The 18,014-nt window shown below is 34.9% G+C and carries 16 protein-coding genes; 12 read left to right on the top strand and 4 right to left on the bottom strand.

What is annotated here, in order from left to right; genetic code table 11:
* Positions 1 to 390: 390 nt before the first annotated feature.
* The 3 genes from tnpA (at position 391) to B0A67_RS07490 (ending at position 3,037) form a co-directional block, all read left to right on the top strand.
* Positions 391 to 849: an IS200/IS605 family transposase gene (gene tnpA, locus B0A67_RS07500; protein WP_072957944.1), complete on the top strand. Its 459-nt coding sequence runs from the start codon at positions 391 to 393 to the stop codon at positions 847 to 849.
* Between the two features lie 316 nt (positions 850 to 1,165).
* A complete protein-coding gene (locus B0A67_RS07495) occupies positions 1,166 to 2,107 on the top strand; it encodes a DUF4421 family protein (protein ID WP_072957432.1) in 942 nt (313 codons plus the stop codon).
* Between the two features lie 27 nt (positions 2,108 to 2,134).
* Complete coding sequence (locus tag B0A67_RS07490; protein ID WP_072957435.1) at positions 2,135 to 3,037, top strand: fructose bisphosphate aldolase; 903 nt, start codon at positions 2,135 to 2,137, stop codon at positions 3,035 to 3,037.
* 74 nt (positions 3,038 to 3,111) lie between these two features.
* Here the strand turns inward: B0A67_RS07490 and B0A67_RS07485 are convergent, their stop codons facing one another.
* A complete protein-coding gene (locus tag B0A67_RS07485; protein WP_072957438.1) occupies positions 3,112 to 4,941 on the bottom strand; it encodes a hypothetical protein in 1,830 nt (609 codons plus the stop codon).
* Between the two features lie 3 nt (positions 4,942 to 4,944).
* Positions 4,945 to 5,577 (bottom strand): hypothetical protein, encoded by a 633-nt coding sequence (locus B0A67_RS07480; RefSeq protein WP_072957442.1) that lies wholly within the window; start codon positions 5,575 to 5,577, stop codon positions 4,945 to 4,947.
* A gap of 328 nt (positions 5,578 to 5,905) precedes the next feature.
* Between B0A67_RS07480 and hemB the strand changes: the two genes are divergently transcribed.
* The 3 genes from hemB to B0A67_RS07465 all read left to right on the top strand — a co-directional run bounded on the left by hemB (position 5,906) and on the right by B0A67_RS07465 (position 7,825).
* Entirely contained in the window at positions 5,906 to 6,898 is a 993-nt protein-coding gene (gene hemB, locus B0A67_RS07475; RefSeq protein ID WP_072957445.1) for a porphobilinogen synthase, read from the top strand.
* Positions 6,899 to 6,900: 2 nt separating this feature from the next.
* Complete coding sequence (locus B0A67_RS07470; RefSeq protein WP_072957448.1) at positions 6,901 to 7,302, top strand: c-type cytochrome; 402 nt, start codon at positions 6,901 to 6,903, stop codon at positions 7,300 to 7,302.
* A gap of 73 nt (positions 7,303 to 7,375) precedes the next feature.
* Positions 7,376 to 7,825, top strand: a complete 450-nt coding sequence (locus tag B0A67_RS07465; protein WP_072957451.1) for a GyrI-like domain-containing protein — start codon at positions 7,376 to 7,378, stop codon at positions 7,823 to 7,825.
* Positions 7,826 to 7,878: 53 nt separating this feature from the next.
* Here B0A67_RS07465 and B0A67_RS07460 read toward each other — a convergent pair whose 3' ends face one another.
* Together B0A67_RS07460 and B0A67_RS07455 are read right to left on the bottom strand one after the other, a co-directional pair.
* Positions 7,879 to 9,939: a M13 family metallopeptidase gene (locus B0A67_RS07460; RefSeq protein WP_072957454.1), complete on the bottom strand. Its 2,061-nt coding sequence runs from the start codon at positions 9,937 to 9,939 to the stop codon at positions 7,879 to 7,881.
* 193 nt (positions 9,940 to 10,132) lie between these two features.
* Positions 10,133 to 12,193, bottom strand: a complete 2,061-nt coding sequence (locus B0A67_RS07455; protein ID WP_072957457.1) for a M13 family metallopeptidase — start codon at positions 12,191 to 12,193, stop codon at positions 10,133 to 10,135.
* A gap of 203 nt (positions 12,194 to 12,396) precedes the next feature.
* On the opposite strand from B0A67_RS07455, the gene B0A67_RS07450 reads away from it, so the two are divergent.
* The 6 genes from B0A67_RS07450 (at position 12,397) to B0A67_RS07425 (ending at position 17,970) form a co-directional block, all read left to right on the top strand.
* Positions 12,397 to 13,320, top strand: coding sequence for a DMT family transporter (locus B0A67_RS07450; RefSeq protein WP_072957947.1), 924 nt, complete (start codon positions 12,397 to 12,399; stop codon positions 13,318 to 13,320).
* A 153-nt stretch (positions 13,321 to 13,473) separates the two neighbouring features.
* Positions 13,474 to 14,139 (top strand): SCO family protein, encoded by a 666-nt coding sequence (locus tag B0A67_RS07445; RefSeq protein WP_072957460.1) that lies wholly within the window; start codon positions 13,474 to 13,476, stop codon positions 14,137 to 14,139.
* A 104-nt stretch (positions 14,140 to 14,243) separates the two neighbouring features.
* The gene (locus tag B0A67_RS07440) at positions 14,244 to 14,483 is read left to right on the top strand and encodes a FeoA family protein (RefSeq protein ID WP_072957463.1); all 240 of its coding nucleotides are present in this window, start codon (positions 14,244 to 14,246) and stop codon (positions 14,481 to 14,483) included.
* A complete protein-coding gene (gene feoB, locus B0A67_RS07435; RefSeq protein WP_072957468.1) occupies positions 14,483 to 16,582 on the top strand; it encodes a ferrous iron transport protein B in 2,100 nt (699 codons plus the stop codon). The genes B0A67_RS07440 and feoB overlap by 1 nt, the downstream gene beginning before the upstream one ends.
* 6 nt (positions 16,583 to 16,588) lie before the next feature.
* A complete protein-coding gene (locus B0A67_RS07430; protein WP_072957471.1) occupies positions 16,589 to 16,711 on the top strand; it encodes a FeoB-associated Cys-rich membrane protein in 123 nt (40 codons plus the stop codon).
* 374 nt (positions 16,712 to 17,085) lie between these two features.
* Complete coding sequence (locus tag B0A67_RS07425; RefSeq protein WP_072957474.1) at positions 17,086 to 17,970, top strand: DUF4349 domain-containing protein; 885 nt, start codon at positions 17,086 to 17,088, stop codon at positions 17,968 to 17,970.
* Positions 17,971 to 18,014 lie beyond the last annotated feature (44 nt).

The following is an 18,014-nucleotide window of genomic DNA, read 5'->3' as shown; positions in this document are numbered from 1 at the left end:
TTATTTTATTGAAAAATTATTAAATAAATATGTCGCTCCTATGGAGCTCGAATGTAATAACTAATATTTTTCTATAAATATTACGCTTCTCCGAAGCTATTAAAAATCACGATACTAAACTTGTTGAATAAATCCCAGCAAGATAATATAGTTATAAAAACTATAAGTATTCAGTTTCGCTGGAGCTATTAAAAATTACAATAATAACTTTATTGAAAAGTTTCAGCGGGACGATATATTTATAAAAATTATAAGTATTCAGTTTCGTTGGAGCTATAAAATTACAGTAGTAACTTTGTTAAAAAGTCCCAGCGGGACGATATATTTATAGAAACATATAGGTTTATTTTAATGAACCCCAGCGGGGTGACATATAAATCAAAACTTACTATGGCAAACACCTATTCTCAATTATATATTCATATTGTATTTGCGGTAAAAGGCAGGCAAAACTTAATCGCAACAGTTTGGAAAGATGAAATCTATAAATTTATCACCGGAATCATCACAAATAAGCAACAGAAACTAATTGCTATTAACGGAATGCCTGATCATATCCACATCTTAATTGGATTAAAACCTGATAAATCTATATCAGATTTAGTTCGGGACATAAAAGCAAATTCTTCAAAATTTATAAACAATCAAAATTGGATCAATGGTAAATTTGAGTGGCAAACAGGATTTGGAGCTTTCTCATACAGTCATTCTCAATTGACAAATGTTATCAATTACATTCATAATCAAGAAGAACATCATAAAACAAAAACGTTCAAAGAAGAATATCTTGAGTTTTTAAAATTGTTTAATGTAGAATTTAAAAATGAATATTTATTTGATGACGTTTGATTTTCAGGATTGTAAATAATTATATTCCGCTCCTCTGGAGCTCAAATTCTTTGCATCTAATTTTTTCTATAAATATATCGCTCCACTGGAGCTCAAATTCAGCCCCGGCAATGTGGCTAAATATATTACTCCACTGGAGCTTTAAAAAAAGTGAAAACAGCTTTTTTTCTAAAAAAATTGAAATACCATTTGGATGAAATATTTATATAACTTTATGAATGTACATTATTTAACCCGATCGTGGTGATATATTTTAGATCATCAAAATTAAAATCCATAAATTAGCTATAGATATCATTGTCGTAAAAATAAACGAATGAATTTCAAACTGATTTATATAGTATTCTTCGGAAGTGTTTTTGGGTGTTTTGCCCAAAACGATTCGCTGCAAAATCCCTATTTTAAATCTTATACGGATAAAATTACTACCAGTGTTTACTATTTAGATACTTCAAATAATTTCCAGCTTGGTTTTAATTCGCAAGGACAAAAAAAATACATCGATCTCAATCCTAACCGACAAGAACAATTAGGTATCGCTTTAAGTTATCAGTTTGTAGACGTCAGTTTTGGATTTTCTCCTAAATTTTTTGATGTAAACAAAGACAATTCAGATTCTAAACTCTTTAGTTTCAATACTCGATTTTATTATAAAAAGTGGATGCAATCTTTCACTTTTATCAATCAAAAAGGCTTTTATGCCAGTGAAGAAGGATTTACTGTAGAGTTTCCGCGTATGCGAACAACAAAAATTGGAGGTTCAACATCTTATATTTTTAATGATAAATTCTCTTATAAGGCATTAGTCAATCAAAATGAATGGCAGACCAAGAGTTCAGGAAGTTTTATACCTTCTTTTTCATTTTATTATACAAATTTAGACCTCAACGATGTTCCCAATTCATCAAATGGAGACATTTATGTTTTTTCATTGGCTCCCTCCTATTTTTACAATTTTGTAATTAGCGACCGCATTTTGATAGGAACCGGAATTGCATTTGGTGCAGGAATTAATGACATTGACGGAGAAACCTCAGCTTTATATCAATTAGACCTTCATTTAAAACTAGCCTACAATACGGATCGTTTTTTTGGTTATGCGAGCTTAAACACCGTGAATTTTATTCAGAATGATACTTCGGCTGAACGGCTGAATGATAACATCTCAACTTTTAACCTTAGTATTGGATATCGATTCGACCCTCCAAAAAAAGTAAAAGAGGTTTATGATAAAGTAAATCAGAAAATAGGTTTGTAATAGCCATTAAATTTAAAACAAAACATTATGAAAAATAGAGAACGATACATAGCGCAACTCAACCGCATGCATTCCGGAAAAGGATTTATTGCCGCACTGGATCAAAGTGGAGGAAGCACTCCAAAAGCGCTGGCACAATACGGTATAGAAGAAAGCAGTTTTACAAATGACGAAGAAATGTACACACTGGTGCATGAAATGAGAACCCGCATTATAAAAAGTCCTGCCTTTGATCGCGAATATATTCTGGGCGCTATTTTGTTCGAAAATACTATGGATCGTAAAATCGACGAACAATGGACTGCTGACTATTTGTGGGAGAAAAAAAACATAGTTCCGTTTTTAAAAGTGGATAAAGGACTTGCCGACCTTGCCAATGGCGTACAGTTGATGAAGCCTATTGCTAATTTAGATGAATTGCTGACTCGTGCGGTAGAAAAAAATGTTTTTGGAACTAAGATGCGTTCTGTAATTAAAGAAGCCAATGCAGGTGGAATTCGTGAAGTAGTCGAACAACAATTTGCGGTGGGTTTACAAATCTTCGAAAAAGGACTTATCCCGATTATCGAACCTGAAGTTGATATTTACAGCGCTGATAAAGAAAAGTCAGAAAAAATTCTAAAAGAAGAAATCAAAAAACAGCTTAATTTACTGGATAAAGAGGTAAAAGTAATGCTGAAATTGTCTATCCCGACTGTGAATGATTTTTACAAAGAACTAATGTCAGATCCGCATGTGGTCCGTGTTGTCGCATTGTCTGGCGGATACGGTCAGGATGAAGCCAATGCTAAACTTTCGCAAAACCACGGATTGATTGCCAGTTTCTCAAGAGCATTATCCGAAGGTCTTTCGGCGGGTCAGTCTGATGCTGATTTTAATTCTAAACTGGGCAACACTATTAAAGAAATTTATGCCGCTTCGATCACATAATCGAATACTATCTAAAACATAAAAAAATCCCCGAAAGTTTAATTTTCGGGGATTTGCTTTTTATAATTTTACAACTATTTAGAGGTTAATTCCTGAGTTAAATCTAAAGTTTGCAGAATGATATTTTTATCCGTTTTCAACGAGTTTAACTTAAATCCAAAAACCAATTTATTGTTGATTAATTTTTTAGGCGATTCGAATGTGATGTCTGAAAATTGTTCCGAAAATTTGCTGAACTTTCCTAAATCTGCAGGTTTCGCTTCACCTGATTTACCAAATGCATTTATTAGTTCAGCCATATTCAGTTTTCCGAACATATAATTTTTCTTCAAATCCTTTTTGGCTTCACCGGAAAATGTACCGTTTCCGGCACTAAAATAGTCCAGTGTATTAGCCACTACAATAACATCTTTGTCTTTTTTGATGAAGATATCTCCGTATTCTTTGGTTCCGGTAACAACATAATAATTGTCTTTTTGCACCAATACTTTTTTGCGAACGCCTAACTGCATCAATTTGTCAGCAAAAGTAGGATGCGTCGAAGTAAAAATTACAGAAAATAACGGAACTGATTTTTTAGTCTTTTTATCGGTTACTTTCTCTTCATAGTTTTCATTGTATTCGTATGATTTTGTCATCACTTCAATTTCCTTGAAACCATACAAAAATGCGCTTAAATCACCATCAAAAAGGGTTGCAGCAGCTTCTTCATCAACAATGGTCGAAATTAAATCGGTAACAACGGCAATATCTTCTTTTACCAGTTTTGGACTTTGAAATATATCTGCTAGTACAGATGGGAAATTTTCAAGAGCTGCTTTTGTATTTACATGATACGACATATAACCCAAAGGTTTTTGTACAGGGAAATAATTAAAGATATTCTTGTTTATTTTTCTATTCGTGATTTTATTTACCACTTCGGCAAGCTGCGGCGAATATTCAACAACTTCTTCTACACGCGCATTATCGTTGTCAAAATAAAAATCAAGATTAATGCCTTTTATAAAATCCCCAAAGTTTTTCTGCATAGGCAAAAATTTATCATAACCTCCAAAAATGGCCATTGGATAATTGGACATAGAATATAAACTTGTCATTGCAGTGCTATAATTGATCCAGGATGAAATATCAGCATTAGCACTTATTTTTTGGGAACTTGGCGCAGTAAATCCATTTTCGAATAGCGATTTTATAATCTGATGCAGCTTTTCTGTTTGTTCCAGATTAAAAGTAGCTTCCTGAATCGTGTACGGTGCGCTTGCGGTATACTCTTGTTCGCCATTGTACGGAACTGGAGCTTCTTCAACCGCAACCGGAGCATCATTTGCAGGAGTATCGATCGTGATCGAAGGTTCTTCCGTTTTCGTTTCTTCGTATACCTCATCAATAGCAACAGAATCTTGCCAAACGGTTTGGCTTTCGGTGGTATAAAACCTCGAAGGAAGCCTTTGCGTTAGTTCCAGAATAACCAGATAATTATCGTTCCACGCCAAGATTTTGTTTTTACCTTTTGTATTAAAAACAGCATATTTACCTAAATCTTTAATCTCTACATTTCCGGCTAAGCCATTCCCAAATTCTTTTATTATAAATTGCTTAACTGCTTCTCTGCTTTTTACGGGAATTGTAACCTGATAATACGGAATACTGTCAGAGAATTTTCCGTGAATGGTTATTTTTTGATCTAACTGAATAAGCGACGTGTATTTAGTAAAATCTAAATCCGGTTTTTTACTGCTGTATTTGGTTATGATGGGATGATTCAGGATTTCGGCAACGCTTACTTTTTTAGAAAGCTGGTTCCCGTTAAACTGTACAAAATAATCATACTGTTCTTGATTGGTTTGACCAAAAGTCAAATGCATGGCGAATAATAAAAGGAAAGTATAAAACTTCTTCATAAATCAGGGTGTTAATTGGATTGTATTGTTCATTAATACCGATTTTTTAAGCACATTGTACATGCTTTGTTTTAAAAATACGGTCTTTTTGTTTGGTGAAATTTTACTGTTCGCATTTTGCACGGACTGTACATCTTTATCGAAAGTATAAATGGCAATAATATTAGCGGCTTCCAGATCTTGTTTTTTCTTAGGATCTTTTATTAGTTTTTCAGGAATTGGGTACGAAGCAATTCGTTCAAAGTTTTTAGCAGTACTGGCAAAGTGAATCTGATTGCTTTGATTGTTTATCGTATTTACAACCGCATTGAGCGCTTTTATATTGGCATAATTGAGTTTGATAATGAAAACGTAATTTTCAAAATCAGTCCTGGTGGTCACATTTGTGATTCCGTCAATTTTTGAAGCTTTTACTTTAAAATCTTCTAATTTTTTGGAGATTTCCTGTTCGTTCGGGATTTTTACGCCATCGACTTCTTCGAGCCACATTGCCGATTTTGTTTTAAACCACGATTTCGAGAAGTCAACCATCAGCGTGTATTCGCCACTTTGATCGTCGCGGTGTTTGATTCTTTCTGTTATTTCAAAACAACTTGTTAAAAGTAAACAACAGCATAATGCGAGAATTTTCTTCATCAGGCAAATTTAATTGGAAAATTTTAAAAAACCATAACATTATAAAATTCCTGAAATTTATTTATAAAAATGAAAAACATAATGAAGATTAAAAAATTAAAGTCTAAAACTAAAAAATCAGCAAATTTTTAGATAATATTAACGGTTCTGTAATGAGCTAAACGCCTTATTCTGTTCCTTTTTCTTTAACTTTGCTGCGCTTATTAAAAGCAGTATAATCTTCAAAAAAAACAAAAAAACAACTGCAGTTTTAGAAATAAGGAGTAATCAATCTGTATTAGAAAACAGATTACAATTCTGAAATCTAAAATCTAAAATCAATAATTTTATGTTCCCATTACAAAGAAACCGTCGTTTAAGAACCAATGAATCTATTCGTTCTTTAGTTCGTGAAACAAGTTTAAGCCCGCAGGATTTTATGCTTCCTATGTTTGTTGCCGAAGGAAAAGACGTAAAAGTAGCTATTCCATCAATGCCCGGAATCTACCGTCATTCGCTGGACAACACCATCAAAGAAGTAAAAGAAGCCTGGGATTTAGGCATCAAGGCGGTAAATATTTATGTAAAAGTTAGCGACAGTCTAAAAGATAATAAAGGTGTTGAAGCCTGGAACAAAGATGGTTTGATGCAACAAACGATTCGCGCGATCAAAGATGCCGTTCCTGAAATGATTGTGATGCCTGATGTGGCTTTAGATCCTTATTCTATTTACGGTCACGACGGAATTATCGAAAATGGTCAATTGGTAAACGATGCAACTGTTGATGCTTTGACCAGAATGAGTTTGAGCCATGCCGAAGCCGGAGCCGATTTTGTGGCACCAAGCGACATGATGGACGGACGTGTTTTGGCGATCAGAAAAGCATTAGAAGAAAACGGACATCACAATGTGGGAATCATGAGTTATAGTGCCAAATATGCTTCGGCATTTTACGGTCCTTTTCGCGATGCTTTGGATTCTGCTCCGGTAGATTCTCAAAATATCCCTAAAGATAAAAAAACATACCAAATGGATTATGCTAACCGAATTGAAGGAATTCGCGAGGCTTTATTAGATGTTGAAGAAGGTGCTGATATTGTTATGGTAAAACCGGGAATTGCTTATTTAGACATTGTTCGTGAGGTAAAAAATGCCGTTCATGTACCGGTTGCAGTTTACCAGGTATCTGGTGAGTACGCTATGGTAAAGGCTGCAGCAGAAAGAGGATGGTTAGATCATGACAAAATCATGATAGAGCAACTGTATTGCATTAAGCGTGCGGGTGCCAGTATTATCTCGACTTATTTTGCAAAAGAAGCTGCTTTACTATTAAACAAATAATCATGAAAAAAGTATTATTCTTATCCGCCGTTTTAGCATTGGCTTCCTGTAAAAAAGAAACAGCAGAAAATCCTGTTGAAAATGCTACAGAAAATTATTCAGAAGGACATTCGGCAGAAGCCAAAACTCCGGAAGCCTTAGGAAAACAAATCTTTGAAGGACAAGGAAATTGTGCTTCCTGCCATCAGGCGGATCAAAAAGTAATTGGTCCAAGTATTAAGGAAATTGCTAAAATCTATAAAGACAAAAAAGGTGATATCGTAACTTTCCTGAAAGGAAATGCTGAACCAATCGTAGATCCTGAACAATTTGCGGTTATGAAAACTAATTTTCCTATCACGAAAGCCATGTCTGACGAAGAGTTAAAGGCAATAGAGTCTTATATCTACAGTCATTTAAACTAGTTTTGTAATTACTGCTGACATACTGTTGTCATTGCATGATTTTAAATTTGCTGCTTAACTAAAATGAAGTAAAATGAGAATTCAAAAATTCAATGTAATTGGTATTTCGGTAAGAACAACAAACGTAAATGGTCAATCCGGAAAAGACATTCCTGCACTTTGGAATACGTTTATGAGCGAAGCAATTCAAAGTAAAATTCCGGGTAAAATTTCTGAAGAGCTCTTTTGCATTTATACCGATTATGAAAAAGATCATACCAAACCGTACACTACTATTTTAGGCTGTAAGGTTGAAAATTTAGATGTTGTACCTGAAAATATGATTGGTAAAACAATTGAGTCAGCAAATTATGAAGAATTGATTGCCAAAGGAAACTTATCTGAAGGAATTGTTTTTAATAAATGGCTGGAAATCTGGAACTCAGATTTAGATCGAAGTTTTACTGCAGATTTTGAAGTTTATGGCGAGAAAACTCAAAACCCGGAAAATGCAGAAGTTGCTATCTACATCGCGCTTCAATAAAATATAGAAACAAAAACGGCGCTAAAATTAGCGCCGTTTTTTATGGTATGATATTACCAGATTTTAACTCTCTTCTCAGGTTCAACATACATTGCATCCCCTTTTTTGATTCCAAAAGCCTGATAAAAAGCATCTACATTTTGGATAGGCACAACTGCTCTGTACATTCCCGGTGAATGCGGATCAGTTTTAACCTGACTTTTAATAGCCTCATCTCTTGATTTTGTTCTCCAGACGGTAGCCCATGAAATAAAGAAACGTTGTTCCGGTGTAAATCCGTCAATTAAACCCGGATTACCATTTGCTTTCAAATACAGCTGTAGTCCATCGTAAGCAGCGTTTATTCCGCCTAAATCCCCAATGTTTTCACCCAAAGTAAATTTACCATCTACGTGAATTCCAGGTAACGGCTCTAAAGCACTGTATTGATCTGCAAGTTTAGTACCTAATGCGGTAAATTGTTTTAAATCATCAGCAGTCCACCAGTCAACAAGATTTCCATCAGCGTTGTAACGTGCACCAGAATCATCAAATCCGTGAGAAATCTCATGTCCGATTACTGCTCCAATTCCACCATAATTAACCGCTTCATCAGCTTGATAATTGTAGAAAGGAGGTTGCAGGATTGCTGCAGGGAAAACAATTTCGTTATAAGAAGGATTGAAATACGCATTTACAGTTTGTGGCGACATTCCCCATTCTGTTTTATCAACCGGTTTACCCAGTTTCGCTAAGTTTTCTGCATAAGCCCATTTTGCTATATTCTTAGAATTTTCAAAATAAGTTCCGCCTTCGTTAACATTTTTAAGTTCTAGTTTAGAGTAATCTTTCCATTTATCAGGATATCCAATTTTAATGGTCAGTTTCTTCAATTTTTCGATTGCTTTTGTCTTAGTTTCTGCAGACATCCATGGCAATGCATTGATTCTGTTTTCATAAGCCAACATTACATTAGCAATCATATTTTTTGCTTTATCTTTTGCTTCAGCAGGAAATAATTTCTCTACATACAATTTTCCTAAAGCTTCTCCGGTTACACCGTTGATAACCTGCAATGCAACTTCTTCACGCGGACGTTGTTTCAAAGCACCTGTTAATGTTTTTCCGTAGAAATCGAAATTGGCATTTTCAATATCAGTAGATAAAGTCGAAGCTGTTCTGTTTAATAATGTCCATTTAAGGTATTCTTTCCAGGCTTCTACTTTCTTTTCTGTTAAGGTTTTTTCTAACGCAATCATATAACGAGGCTGTGCTACATTTACTGTATCCAGTTTTGCCATACCAATTCCGGTAAAATATTTATCCCATTGAATAGAAGGTGTATTCTTTTTTAAGTCAGCAACAGCAGTTGGATTGTATTGTTTTCTACGGTCTCTGCGCTCAACACGGTCTAATCTTGGAGCAGATAATTCAATTTCTAATGCCAGAATTTGTTTTGCACTTTCTTTTGCTTTTGCCGGAGATTCTCCTAGATACTGCATCATTCTTGCAACGTGTACTTCGTATTTCTCACGTTTTTCTTTCGAATCCTTATCATCTGCGTTGTAGTAATCTTTATCAGATAATCCTAAACCGCCCGGGCTTAAGTTCACCGAGTTTTTATTACTGTTTTTTGCATCAGCACCTACATAAACTCCAAAGAAACCAATTCCTCCCTGAGGCTGCATTTCAATAAAGAAATTTTGTAAATCGGTTACGTTTTTAATCGCATCGATTTTCTTTAAATAAGGCTGAAGTGGTTTTACTCCATTTTTATTACGTCCTACAGTATCCATAATCGTATTGAACAAAGCAATTGCTTTACCCTGATCTGTATTCGATTTGTACTTAGGATCTTTTGACGCTTCTTTTAAGATAGCAAGTGCATCATTATCTGTCTTTTGACGTAGTTCATTAAAACTTCCCCATGAATTTCTATCACTTGGAATTTCAGTCTTTTCTAACCAGGCTCCGTTTACATAACGGAAGAAATCCTGACCAGGACTTACTTTCGTATCCATATTAGAAAGATTAATTCCCGGCTCTTTTGGTTTAGCATTTTGTGCTTCGATTGTAACACAACAAAGCATTGCTGAAAATGCACAAAACATAGATTTGTTAAGCTGTTTTATCATTTTTATTTATAGTATTAGTATATATACAAACATATTGTTATTATTTTGAATTCTATGTTAAAATTCCTCACTAATTGATTGGAGGTCATGAGATAGATTTATGACGTCTATTTTTATTAAAAAACATTTACAAAAGTGGGATTAAGTAAACAAAAAACGGCGCTTTATCAGCGCCGTTTTCTTATTTTTCAGATTACCAGATTTTAACTCTTTTTTCCGGGCTCACATACATTTTATCTCCTTTTTTAATACCGAAAGCATCATAAAAAGCATCAACATTCTGAATTGGTACAACTGCTCTGTACATGCCAGGTGAATGCGGATCTGTTTTTACCTGATTTTTTAAAGCTTCATCTCTGGTTTTTGTTCTCCACACGGTTGCCCATGAGATAAAGAAACGCTGTTCAGGCGTAAATCCGTCAATTAATCCAGGATTTCCATGTGCTTTCAGGTACAATTGCAAACCATCATAAGCGGCATTGATTCCGCCTAAATCCCCGATATTTTCACCTAAAGTAAATTTACCGTCTACGTGAATTCCCGGCAAAGGCTCTAAAGCACTATATTGATCTGCCAAAGCAGTACCAAGTACTGTAAATTGTTTTAAATCTTCCGGAGTCCACCAGTCAACTAAGTTTCCTTCGGCGTTATAACGTGCACCTGAATCATCAAAACCATGCGAGATTTCATGACCAATTACAGCTCCAATTCCACCGTAGTTTACAGCTTCATCTGCCTGATAATTGTAAAATGGAGGCTGCAAAATTGCCGCCGGAAATACAATTTCATTATACGATGGATTGTAATAAGCGTTTACAGTCTGTGGTGACATTCCCCATTCTGTTTTATCAACAGGCTTGTTCAATTTTTCGATTCCTTTTTTAAACTCCCATTTGGCCAGATTGCGGGCATTCCCGAAATAACTTCCTCCCTCAGCTACACTTTTAATTTCAAGTGCCGAATAATCTTTCCATTTATCCGGATATCCTACTTTTATCGTGATTTTATTTAATTTTTCAATCGCTTTAACCTTTGTTTCTGGAGACATCCATGTCAAATTATTAATACGATTTTGGTACGCCAGAATAATATTGTGAATCATATCGACTGCTTTTGCTTTTGCTTCAGCAGGAAATACTTTTTCTACATATAATTTTCCAAGTGCTTCACCAATAGTTGTGTTTACAACCTGCAATGCTTTTTCTTCGCGTGGCAATTGTTTTATGGCTCCTCTTAATGTCTTGCTGTAAAAATCAAAACTAGCTGTTTCTATATCAGTTGATAATTTTGTAGAAACGGTGTTTAACAAATCCCATTTCAGGTATTCTTTCCACTGCGCTACTTTATTTTCAGTAAAAACAGTCTGCAAAGCTTTCATATACTTAGGCTCCATAACCACAACTGTATCTAACTTTGCAAGTCCAATACCTGTAAAATAAGCATCCCACTTAATCGCTGGTGTTAACTTTTGAAGTTGGGCAATAGTCATTGGATTGTATTGCAAACGGCTGTCTCTGCTTTCAACACGATTCAATCTTGGTTGAGACAATTGTGTTTCCAGGGCCAAAATCCCTGCTGCACTTTGCTTGGCTTTCTCCGGAGATTCTCCAATAAGCTGCATCATTTTCGCTACATGAAGCTGGTATTTTGCACGCTTTTCTTTAGAATCTTTATCTTCGGCTACATAATAGTCTTTATCCGGTAATCCCAATCGGCTTACTCCAAGACTTACGGAGTTTTTAGAACTGTTTTTTTCATCAGCTCCAATATAAATTCCAAAAAAGCCAGCACTGCCTTCCTGCTCCACTTCAATCAAATATTTTTGAAGATCAGCAACATTTTTAATCGCATCAATTTTTTTAAAGTAAGGCTGTAAAGGTGTTATTCCAGCTTTATTTCTTCCTACTGTATCTAATATAGTCGAGAATAAGTTAACTGCTTTTCCCTGATCTGTATCTGATTTGTATTTTGGATTTTTAGCTGCTTCTTTCAGGATAGACATGGCGTCTTTGTCTGTTTTCTTGATCAGTTCGTTAAAACTTCCCCATGTTGTACGGTCACTTGGAATTTCAGTCTGACTGAGCCAGGTTCCGTTTACATACTGGAAAAAATCCTGACTTGGACTCATTTTTGTATTCATGTACGATACATTAATACCGGGTTCTTTTGGAGTTGCATTTTGAGCTTTAACAGCTGCAAATGAAATCGTTGCAAAAAAAGCGCAGAACAAAGGTCTGCTAAGATTTTTTTTCATTTAAATTAAGTTTTTGGTCTTACTACAAACGTATTCCTAATATTTGAAATGCTATGTTAAAATTTTTGAAATAATGACATCAAAAACATGTTATTGTAACATTTTAATCATTTCCATCGAATATTTTCATGTATATATAACCGGTTTTTAAATGAATATTAGAATACTTTTCTGAATATTTGTTACAAAGAATTCAAATAAAAGTGAGAGAAAAAATACAGCGTGCTGTTTCAGGAAAAATCAATGCGATCGGATTACCAATATTGGCATTATGCTGGGTAAGTTTCTTTTGGGGAACCACCTGGCTGGCTTCAAAAGAGGGTGTAAAACATATGCCCGCTTTGCAACTGGTCACAATTCGTCAGTTTTTAGGCGGAATTCTGTATGTTGGTTATTTTCTTCTAAAAAAAGAGCCATGGCCAAAAGGCAAACAATGGCGCACGATTTTGGTTTTGGCATTTTTAAATTTTGCCTGCACCAATGGACTGAGTACCTGGGGCGTAAAATATATGAGCAGCGGATTGGGTGCGATCATTAGCGCCATTTTTCCGATCTGGATCATTATGATCAACTTTTTTAATGGTCAGAAAATTGCAAGAATGGCTTTGCTTGGCATCCTGATCAGTTTTGGAGGCATTTGTATTATTTTTATTGATTATCTCTCTGATTTTTTTAAACCTGAATTCCAATTCGGAATTATTCTGATGACTGTCTCTACAATTACCTGGGCTTTTGGAATTTTGCAGACAAAGAAAAAAGCGGCGAGTTTTAATCCGTACTTTAGTTTAGGACTACAAATGTTACTATCGAGTATTTTCATGTATGGCATTACTGAAGCTGCGGAAATCAATATTCCGCTCAACGAAATACCATTGCCTTCCTGGTGGGCGATCCTATATCTCGTGATTATTGGATCTGTCTTAACATTTATTGCTTTTGTTTATACGCTACAGCATCTTCCAACAGAGATCAGCAGCATTTATGTTTATATTAATCCTATTGTAGCAATGGTTTTAGGTGCTTTTATTTTTGGAGAAACACTCACAAAAGCAATTGCAATTGGCGCTCTTGTCACCTTATTAGGTTTGTATCTGGTGAACAAATCTATCCGGAAAATTAAAAAGTAAATGAAATAAGGTTTTCTGTCCCGAATTCAGGAATTAATAATTAAAAAAATAATTCGTGAATTCGTGGCGATTAACTTCTATTAACCTGTTAAAAACAGCACATTATTCGCTTTTTAAAAAGTGCTTTTTGTATTTTTGCGCCAAATTGTTTTTATGAAATCTCTTCTCTATAAATACCGTAAATTTTTTATTGTTCTAATTGTATTTTCAGCTGTAACCATTTCCTTATTTTATTCGGCTTTAAAGCCACAAAAAACATTACCCATTTACAATCCGGCTGATGTAAATCCTGAATTGGTGGATAGTACGGTCCAATACAAAAGTAAATACCATACCATTGCCGATTTTAAATTTGTCAATCAAAACGGAGATACAATAACGCAAAAGAATTATGAAGGTAAAATTTATGTAGCTGACTTTTTCTTCACGACTTGTGGTTCGATTTGTCCAAAAATGACCACTAATCTTGAAGAAGTTCAAAAAGCGATCTTAAACAATCCTAAGGTAATGCTGCTCTCGCACACCGTTTTTCCTGAGGTTGACAGTATTCCGGTTTTAAAAGCTTACGCCATAAAACACAATGTTGCAGACAGCAAATGGAACTTAGTTACGGGAGATAAAAAAGAAATTTATACCATGGCCAGAAAATCGTATCTGGCGGTAAAACTAGGTCGCCCTGACCAATTGTATGATATGGTTCATACAGAGAATTTTGTTTTGGTAGATCAAAAACGACGTGTTCGTGGTTTTTATGACGGAACGAATAAAGAGGAAATTAAACGTCTTTTAGAAGACATCGATTTCTTGTGTAAAGAGTAAAATCCCTTATTTTTAGAAACATTTAGCATTTACAAAAGTGTTAAATGCCTTGCAATAAAGAATAATTGCCTACTTTTGCAATCTAAATTCAATCTAAATAAGCTTTGCAAAATACTATCCACACTCTAAAAAAAGGCGAGAAAGCCATTATCAAAGATTTTGATATCGAACTTATTCCTCTAAAATTATTAGAAATGGGCTGTTTGCCGGGCAACTTAGTCGAATTGCTTCAAATTGCTCCTTTTGGGGATCCATTATATTTAGATATTAATGGTTCACACGTAGCCATTCGTGTTGAAACTGCTCGTGAAATTGAAGTTGAACTTATCAAAAACAATTTGTAATGAGCATTCAAAATATCAATGTTGCCCTTATCGGGAATCCTAATACAGGAAAAACTTCTGTTTTTAATCAGCTTACAGGTCTAAATCAGCAAGTAGGGAATTATCCCGGAATTACGGTTGAGAAAAAAATCGGGTTCTGTAAATTACCTCACAACATCAAAGCCAACATTCTGGATTTACCCGGAACTTATAGCCTGAACGCAAGTTCTATGGACGAAAGTGTGGTAATCGAGCTTTTACTGAACAAAAACGATAAATTATATCCGGATGTAGCGGTAGTGGTCACAGATGTTGAAAATCTGAAACGAAATCTACTGATTTACACTCAAATAAAAGACCTTGAAATTCCGACGATTCTTGTTATTAATATGTCGGATCGTATGGAAAGCAAAGGAATCACTTTGGATATTCCGTATTTAGAGGAAAAACTAAAAACTAAAATTGCGTTGGTCAGTTCCCGTAAAGGTCATGGGATCGAGGAACTAAAGGAATTAATTGTTTCTTATAAAACGATTCCGCATGAACCTTGTATGAATGCTTCGGTTATCGATGAAGAATATTTTCAAAAATTACAACACGCTTTCCCTAACCAATTATTGTATAAATTATGGTTGGTGATTACGCAAGACGTGAACTTTTTGAATTTAGATCGAAATGAAATCAGAAGCACTTTTACCAAATCGCATTCAGAATTAAAGCGTTTACAGCAAAAGGAAACGATAAAACGTTATCAATTCATCAATGATGTTTTGAAAGAAGGTCTAAAAGTGGATGCCTCGATGGCAAAAGACTTTAGAGCTCAGCTTGATCGTGTTTTAACGCACAAAGTTTGGGGTTATGTCATTTTCTTAGCTATTCTTTTTTTAATTTTCCAATCGATTTTCAGCTGGTCAACAATTCCAATGGATTTCATTGACAGCACTTTTGCTTCTTTAAGCAGCTGGGTGGCTCAGGAATTACCAAGTGGTATTCTTACTGATTTACTTTCGCAGGGAATTGTACCGGGAATTGGCGGGGTTATTATATTCATACCGCAAATTGCCTTTTTGTTTCTGTTTATTTCGATTCTCGAAGAAAGCGGTTATATGAGTCGTGTGGTCTTTTTGATGGATAAAATCATGCGCAAGTTTGGGCTTTCGGGAAAAAGTGTGGTGCCTTTGATTTCAGGAACTGCCTGCGCCATTCCGGCAATCATGGCAACGAGAAATATCGAAAACTGGAAAGAACGTCTTATTACAATCTTGGTAACGCCATTCACGACTTGTTCTGCGAGATTACCGGTTTATACCATTATTATTTCATTGGTAATTCCGGACGAACGTCTTTTTGGGTTTCTAAACGTGCAGGGACTGGCTTTAATGCTGTTGTACTTGCTAGGTTTTGGAACTGCTATTCTTTCTGCTTATATCTTAAATAAGATATTAAAAATAAGTGCTAAAACGTATTTCGTTGTCGAAATGCCAAGTTATAAATTGCCTCTTTTCAAGAATGTTGCCATCAATGTTGTGGAGAAAACCAAAGCATTCGTGGTTGGAGCGGGTAAAATTATCTTAGCGATATCTGTTATTTTATGGTTTTTAGCATCCTACGGCCCAGGAAGAGATTTTAATGAAGCGGAAGAGATTGTAAAAGAAAGGTTTGTAAATACGCCGCTTGACGAAACAGAATTTGAAAATGAAGTGGCTTCTCAGAAATTAGAGAACTCTTACATTGGGATTATGGGTAAAGCTATTGAACCTGCTATTTCTCCATTAGGTTACGACTGGAAAATAGGAATCGCTATTATTAGTTCGTTTGCTGCCCGTGAAGTTTTCGTAGGAACATTGGCGACTATTTACAGTGTTGGAGATAGTGATAACGAAGCAACAATTAAAACTAAAATGCAAAACGAAATCAATCCTGAAACAGGTCAGAAGATCTTCAATTTTGCTTCCGGGATTTCATTATTACTCTTTTATGCATTTGCCATGCAATGTGCCAGTACACTTGCGATCACAAAAAAAGAAACCAACTCCTGGAAATGGCCTGCAATGCAGCTATTCCTGATGAGTGGTCTTGCATATTTTGTGGCGCTTTTTGCGTATCAACTTTTAAAATAAACGATCATGGTACAAGAAATTATTGCCTTTGTCATATTATTTATTGCCATTGGCTTTTTGATCAAAAAATTCTTTTGGAAATCTAAGAAGAATAAAGATTGCGGCGACGGGAATTGTGGGTGTTCTTAAAGGAAGATTCTGAGTTGCTGAGGGACTAAGGTTCTAAGGTTTTCTACCACAGAGATTCACGAAGGATTCGCAGAGATTCGCAAATATTTTATATTTTGTTATCATACTGAGGCGAAGTTGAAGCCCGCAAAGCTATATCTGGAAATAGAATTCAAAAATTAAACATAAAAAAATGGCTTCATAATTTGAAGCCATTTTTTATTGCCGGAAACTTTAACTAATACCGCCACCAATTCTACTACTTTAATTATAAAACGGTTTTTTAATTTAACAGTAAAAATATTTATAAAAAAACACTGACAGAATTTAAAAAGTCGCTACTTTCGATTCGTTTAATAAACCGAACCAGAAACTAACAATTAAAACTCGCTCAGATGGCAAAAAACTTTAGATCCAGATTTTTAAAATTAAGTAAATGGTCCGTGGGACTTTTTATTTTATTATTTGCATTCAGACTTCTTTATGGTTATGTCGCAGCAGATTCAACTTCCCGCAATGATTACAGCGATAATTTTTTTGGCAGTATTGACAATCTGCGAAAAAATTATGCATCAGAAAAAATCGCAATGAAAGGCGATAATATTCAGGCTGCATCGAATATGGCATCGAGTCAAAAGTTTGAAAAAACGGCTTCGATTAAAGCAAAAACATCAGAATTTGATAAAGATGAGAACCTCATCAAGGCGAAAACAAAATCATACAATGCCATTATTCAGTATGAACAAAACCTGGGACAGAAAGGCAATAGACAGATTCATCTGCTTATTGGAATAAATCCGGCAAAATTTGATAATTTCTACCTTGAACTTCAAAAAATCGGGGTGCTTAAGGACACTGAAATTACTAAAGTTGACAAGACAAACGAATACCGCCAACTGAATGCTAAAAAAATCTCGATAGAAAAAATGCTTCAGTCGCTAACAGAATTAAAATCTAAAGGCGGACAAATTGCAGATTTTATTTCTCTGAACGACAAAATTTTAGAAGTCGAAGAACAATTACAGGGATTAGGAGTCGAACTTGGAAATTTTAATACCGAAAATGAATTCTGTACCGTACGATTTTCGATGTATGAAGGCGCAACAGAAAAAAGTATCAGCTTTATGCACAGAACAAAAGTAGCTCTTGAATGGACCATAAAATACTTTGCAATCATTGCCATTACCTCGCTTTTCATTCTAATAGCCATCTTTGTTTTACTTTCGATAATTGATAAACTAAAAATTATAACTACAGTAAACAATAAACTAAACGAATAATAAATAAAAATGGCTTCCACTATGAAGCCATTTTTTATTATTGA

Origin of the sequence: Flavobacterium aquidurense, from assembly GCF_002217195.1 — a bacterium.
Taxonomy (GTDB): Bacteria; Bacteroidota; Bacteroidia; order Flavobacteriales; family Flavobacteriaceae; genus Flavobacterium; species Flavobacterium frigidimaris.
This window is presented reverse-complemented; position numbering and strand designations above follow the sequence as displayed.

What these genes read in the sequence shown, in the direction of transcription:
- B0A67_RS07425 (WP_072957474.1), top strand. Translation starts at nt 17,086, where the DNA reads ATGGCAAAAAACTTTAGATCCAGATTTTTAAAATTAAGTAAATGGTCC.
- tnpA (WP_072957944.1), top strand. Translation starts at nt 391, where the DNA reads ATGGCAAACACCTATTCTCAATTATATATTCATATTGTATTTGCGGTA.
- B0A67_RS07445 (WP_072957460.1), top strand. Translation starts at nt 13,474, where the DNA reads ATGAAATCTCTTCTCTATAAATACCGTAAATTTTTTATTGTTCTAATT.
- B0A67_RS07430 (WP_072957471.1), top strand. Translation starts at nt 16,589, where the DNA reads ATGGTACAAGAAATTATTGCCTTTGTCATATTATTTATTGCCATTGGC.
- feoB (WP_072957468.1), top strand. Translation starts at nt 14,483, where the DNA reads ATGAGCATTCAAAATATCAATGTTGCCCTTATCGGGAATCCTAATACA.
- B0A67_RS07495 (WP_072957432.1), top strand. Translation starts at nt 1,166, where the DNA reads ATGAATTTCAAACTGATTTATATAGTATTCTTCGGAAGTGTTTTTGGG.
- hemB (WP_072957445.1), top strand. Translation starts at nt 5,906, where the DNA reads ATGTTCCCATTACAAAGAAACCGTCGTTTAAGAACCAATGAATCTATT.
- B0A67_RS07465 (WP_072957451.1), top strand. Translation starts at nt 7,376, where the DNA reads ATGAGAATTCAAAAATTCAATGTAATTGGTATTTCGGTAAGAACAACA.
- B0A67_RS07485 (WP_072957438.1), bottom strand. Translation starts at nt 4,941, where the DNA reads ATGAAGAAGTTTTATACTTTCCTTTTATTATTCGCCATGCATTTGACT.
- B0A67_RS07460 (WP_072957454.1), bottom strand. Translation starts at nt 9,939, where the DNA reads ATGATAAAACAGCTTAACAAATCTATGTTTTGTGCATTTTCAGCAATG.
- B0A67_RS07455 (WP_072957457.1), bottom strand. Translation starts at nt 12,193, where the DNA reads ATGAAAAAAAATCTTAGCAGACCTTTGTTCTGCGCTTTTTTTGCAACG.
- B0A67_RS07480 (WP_072957442.1), bottom strand. Translation starts at nt 5,577, where the DNA reads ATGAAGAAAATTCTCGCATTATGCTGTTGTTTACTTTTAACAAGTTGT.
- B0A67_RS07490 (WP_072957435.1), top strand. Translation starts at nt 2,135, where the DNA reads ATGAAAAATAGAGAACGATACATAGCGCAACTCAACCGCATGCATTCC.
- B0A67_RS07470 (WP_072957448.1), top strand. Translation starts at nt 6,901, where the DNA reads ATGAAAAAAGTATTATTCTTATCCGCCGTTTTAGCATTGGCTTCCTGT.